This is a genomic window from Streptomyces sp. SID4985, from assembly GCF_009863025.1.
Taxonomy (GTDB): domain Bacteria; phylum Actinomycetota; class Actinomycetes; order Streptomycetales; family Streptomycetaceae; genus Streptomyces.
Map to the genome: position 1 here is coordinate 1 of NZ_WWIR01000283.1, position 4,519 is coordinate 4,519.

Genomic DNA, 4,519 nt, shown 5'->3' on the forward strand with positions numbered 1-4,519 from the left:
GGAGGGCGGCCCGGTGACGACCAGCTCCCAGGGCCCGGCCCGGCACGCCCGCCGCCCCGAACCGACCGCGCCGCTGATCCCCGGACCGTCGGACCCACCTGCCGTCACGCCCGTCGCGGAGGCCCCGCCCGAGCCGCCCGCCTCCTTAACCGGCGCGGCCGCGCCCCCAAAACCCGCCCGTGACCGCTACTTCGACCTGCTCCGGGCCGTCGCCCTCTTCCGGGTCGTCTTCTACCACCTGATGGGCTGGTCCTGGCTGCCCGTCGTCTTCCCCTCCATGGGCGTGATGTTCGCCCTCGCGGGCACGCTCATGGCCCGCTCGCTGAAGCGGCCGCCGCTCGGCGTCGTACGCGGCAGGCTGCGCCGTCTGCTGCCGCCCCTGTGGCTGCTCGGCGCCATCGGCGTGACCGGCATGGTGCTCCAGGGCTGGCGCCCGGACGCCGACGGCCACCCCGGCTGGTGGTGGCTGCACCTCGGGTACTGGATCCTGCCGCTGAGCGACCCGCCGTACGCCGACGGACTGCGCGGGGTGCACGGTGTGCTCGGCGCGGACTGGGGCGGCGAACTGGCCGGGCCCCTCTGGTACTTGCGTGCCTACCTCTGGTTCGTCCTGCTCTCACCGCTGCTGCTGCGGGCGCTGCGCAGGCTGCCCTGGGCGACGATCCTGATGCCCATCGCGCTCGCCGCCGTCCTGGAGTTCGGGCACCCCGCCCTCCCCGGCGAACGCTTTCCCTCGGCCCTCACCGACTTCAGCACCTTCGGCGCCTGCTGGATCCTCGGCATGGCCCACCAACAGGGCGTGCTGCGCCGCATCCCGCGCTATGTCGTCCCCTCCGTCGCCCCGGCCGTCGCCGCCGTGGGCCTCTGGTACGCGCTCACGCACGGCTTCCGGCAGGGCCACGACCTGGACGACATCCCCTTCGCGCAGTCCCTGTGGTCCTTCGCCACCGTCCTGCTCCTGCTGCACCTCAGCCCGTCCTGGCCGGTCTGGCCGCGTCTGCTGCGCCCCTTCGACCGGCTGATCACCCTGCTCAACTCCCGCGCGGTGACGATCTACCTGTGGCACAACATCTGCATCCTGATCGCCTCCACGCTGTGGGACCAGATGTGGCGCTTCGACGCGCTGGCGTCGCGCTGCACCTGGCTCCTGGAGAGCCCCTGGCCGGAGCTGGCCATCGCCTGGACCCTCGTCGCCCTGTGCGTCCTGGCCTTCGGCTGGGTGGAGGACCTGGCGGCCAAGCGACGCCCCCGCCTGTGGCCCGACGGCCGGGTCCGGCACGGGGGCGCGGCGCACGGGCGCGCCGCGAAGAGCGGTACGGGGGGTTCCGGCCGGGCGTCCGGACAGGCACTGTGAGAGGCAGCGACGCAACGGTTCCTGCCCAGGCGGTGACGGTCACATGGCACGGGATACGGCCACGGCCCCGTACGAGCTGCGCTTCGACGCCGGGCGATGCTGCCTGGACCTCCTGGCGACCTCGCATCCGTACGAACACCTCGACGCCGTGGGCCCGTTGTGCGCCTGGATCACAGGTGCCGGGCTCGTCCCGCCCGGCACCCCGCTCGGCCACGCCGACCCAGGATGGCCGTCCCGCTTCCGCGAACTGCGCTCACATATAGGGACGTTGATACGCGAAGGCGGCGATTCCGGCCCGCGTGCGCACGCCCACGCTCTCGCCCGCCTCAACGAACTGGCCGCTGTCGCGACTCCGGCGCCACGCGCGGTGCGCCAGGAGGACGGCGCTCTCGCAAAGGAGTTGGGCGAAGGACCCGAGTGCGCCGCGCTGCTGGCCGTCGTCGCGCGGGACGCGGTCGAGCTGCTCACCGACCCGGTGGCCCGCGCGGCCGTGCGCGAGTGCGCGGGGGACGACTGCCCGATCGTCTACCTGGACACCTCGCGCGGCAGGCGCCGCCGCTGGTGCTCCAGCGAGACCTGCGGCAACCGCGAACGCGTCGCCCGCCATCGCAGACGCGCCGCGCTCACCCGATCCTGAGTGTCCGGTAAGGGAGTTGTGCCGGGACGCGCCCGAACTCGGGCTCCTGTGAGATCCGTTACACCGCGTTTGCCTCTGGCCAAGCACGGGCAGCCATGCCGGCCTTGACGGCGTGTCGGAAATGTAAAGAACGAGCGGGGGGAATGTGTCCGCATGTCCCGCTCGTCACGTCATTCCCGTGAAAACCGCCAACTCCCCTTGAACATTCCGGCGCTGGGTCGCGTACGTGTGGGCGAGCGACCGACGGGGAGAAGCCCCGGACACCGGAGGTGGGCGTGCGCAAGGATGCGGCCGTGGCCAATGAAAGTGGATCGAGGGCCCGACATCGCATGTCCTCGCAGCCCTCGGAACCCGATGAGGAGCTGATGCGTGCTCTGTACCGCGAGCACGCCGGACCTCTCCTTGCGTATGTCCTCAGACTGGTCGCCGGTGACCGGCAGCGAGCCGAGGACGTGGTGCAGGAAACACTCATCCGTGCCTGGAAGAACGCCGGTCAGCTCAATCGGGCGACCGGTTCGGTACGCCCCTGGCTGGTGACGGTCGCCCGGCGCATCGTCATCGACGGCCACCGCAGCCGGCAGGCCCGGCCGCAGGAGGTCGATCCGTCGCCGCTGGAGGTCATCCCCGCGGAGGACGAGATCGACAAGGCGCTGTGGCTGATGACGCTGACGGACGCGCTCGACGACCTGACCCCGGCCCACCGGGAGGTCCTCGTCGAGACCTACTTCAAGGGGCGTACCGTCAACGAGGCGGCCCAGACGCTGGGGATACCCAGCGGTACGGTCCGCTCCCGGGTCTTCTACGCCCTGCGGTCGATGAAGCTGGCGCTGGAGGAGCGGGGGGTGACGGCGTGATGAGTGTGTACGGGGGATTCGGAGCGAGCGGTACGGGTATGTCTGGCCCCATGCAGGGATCTCCGGTGCCGAACGAGCACGAGACCGTCGGCGCCTACGCCCTCGGCATTCTCGACGACACCGAGGCGACGGCTTTCGAGACCCATCTGGCGGGCTGCGAGTGGTGCGCCCAGCAGCTGGACGAACTCGCCGGGATGGAGCCGATGCTGGCCGCGCTCGCGGACCTGCCCGGCACCGGCAGCACCCCCGCCATCGGGGAGTCGCTGTCCGCCCGGCCGACCCCGCGCCTGGTCGAGCGCATGGTGGACGAGGTCGCCGAGCGCCGCGCCCGCAAGCGGCGCAAGAGCTTCTACATGATCGCGGCCGCGGCGGCGCTCATCGTGGCGGCGCCTGTCGGCGTCATGGCGGTGTCCAACTCGGGCACGACCCAGACCGCGACCCCGCTCGCGGCGACCGCCAAGGACCACTTCGCCGAGCTGTCCCACAAGGTCACCGGCACCGACTCCGGCACCGGCGTCTCCGCCACCATCGCGATGGCGGGCAAGGACTGGGGCACGGACACGGTCATGGAACTCAAGGGCGTCAAGGGACCCCTCACCTGCTCCCTGATCGCCGTCGGCACCAACGGCGAGCGCCAGACGCTCGGCACCTGGACCGTCGGCAAATGGGGGTACGGCAACCCCGACGCCCAGACCGAGCAGGCCCGCAACCCGCTGTACATCGGCGGCGGCACCGCGCTCCAGCCCGACGCCATCGACCACTTCGTGGTGTCGACCCTCGACGGCAAGGAACTGGTCCAGGTGAAGGCGTAGGGGTGCCTCCCCGCGCCGCCACGTAGCCCTGACGGGCCCTCTTCGCGTACGGTTGACGGCTGCCCAGCACGTCAGAAGGGGGCCCGGTGGCCGCTCAGGTTCAGCAGTCCGCGGTCGGCTCGGTACACGACGCACACGATTCGGTGCGCGACCGGGAGATCAGCGTCGAACAGGAACACCTGGACCGGGTGTACCGGCGGCTCGAGGAGAAGATCCACGAAGCCGAGTTCCTCATGCACGACGCGGCCCAGCGCGGCCAGGTGGGCACACCCGGCGCGCTGGCCGAACGGGACGCACAGGTCTTCCGGGCGGGCATCCACCTGAACCGGCTGAACAACGAGTACGAGGACTTCCTCTTCGGCCGGATCGACCTGCTCCAGGGCAAGGACGGCAAGAAGGGCCCCGACGGCGCCTACACCGCCGTCGAGCCCGCCGAGGGCGCGGTGCGCGACGACAACACCGCCGACATCGCCGAGACCCTGCACATCGGGCGCATCGGCGTGCTCGACGAGGACTACTCCCCGCTCGTCATCGACTGGCGCGCACCCGCGGCCGCGCCGTTCTACCGCTCCACCCCGGTCGAACCCGGCCGTGTCGTACGCCGCCGGGTCATCCGCTCCCGCCAGCGCCGCGTCCTCGGCGTCGAGGACGACCTCATGCGCCCCGAGCTGAAGGCGAGCCTGGACGGCCACGAGCTGGCGGTCATCGGCGACGGCGCCCTGATGGCGGCCCTCGGCCAGGCGCGCGGGCACACCATGCGGGACATCGTCTCCTCCATCCAGGCCGAACAGGACCTGGTCATCCGCGCGCCCGCCAACTCCGTCACCTACGTCGAGGGCGGCCCCGGCACCGGCAAGACCGC

At 71.5% G+C, this 4,519-nt stretch carries 4 protein-coding genes and 1 pseudogene; all 5 read left to right on the forward strand.

The features are described from left to right. The first annotated feature begins 73 nt into the window (after positions 1-73). Entirely contained in the window at positions 74-1,354 is a 1,281-nt protein-coding gene (locus GTW40_RS11755; protein ID WP_202485745.1) for an acyltransferase family protein, read from the forward strand. Positions 1,355-1,397: 43 nt separating this feature from the next. Then, the gene (locus GTW40_RS11760) at positions 1,398-1,991 is read left to right on the forward strand and encodes a CGNR zinc finger domain-containing protein (RefSeq protein ID WP_161180118.1); all 594 of its coding nucleotides are present in this window, start codon (positions 1,398-1,400) and stop codon (positions 1,989-1,991) included. A 269-nt stretch (positions 1,992-2,260) separates the two neighbouring features. After that, positions 2,261-2,845: a sigma-70 family RNA polymerase sigma factor gene (locus tag GTW40_RS11765; protein ID WP_026249241.1), complete on the forward strand. Its 585-nt coding sequence runs from the start codon at positions 2,261-2,263 to the stop codon at positions 2,843-2,845. A gap of 38 nt (positions 2,846-2,883) precedes the next feature. Further along, the gene (locus GTW40_RS11770) at positions 2,884-3,657 is read left to right on the forward strand and encodes a zf-HC2 domain-containing protein (RefSeq protein WP_272919000.1); all 774 of its coding nucleotides are present in this window, start codon (positions 2,884-2,886) and stop codon (positions 3,655-3,657) included. An 86-nt stretch (positions 3,658-3,743) separates the two neighbouring features. Next, positions 3,744-4,519, forward strand: a pseudogene (locus GTW40_RS11775) (helicase); the annotation flags it as partial.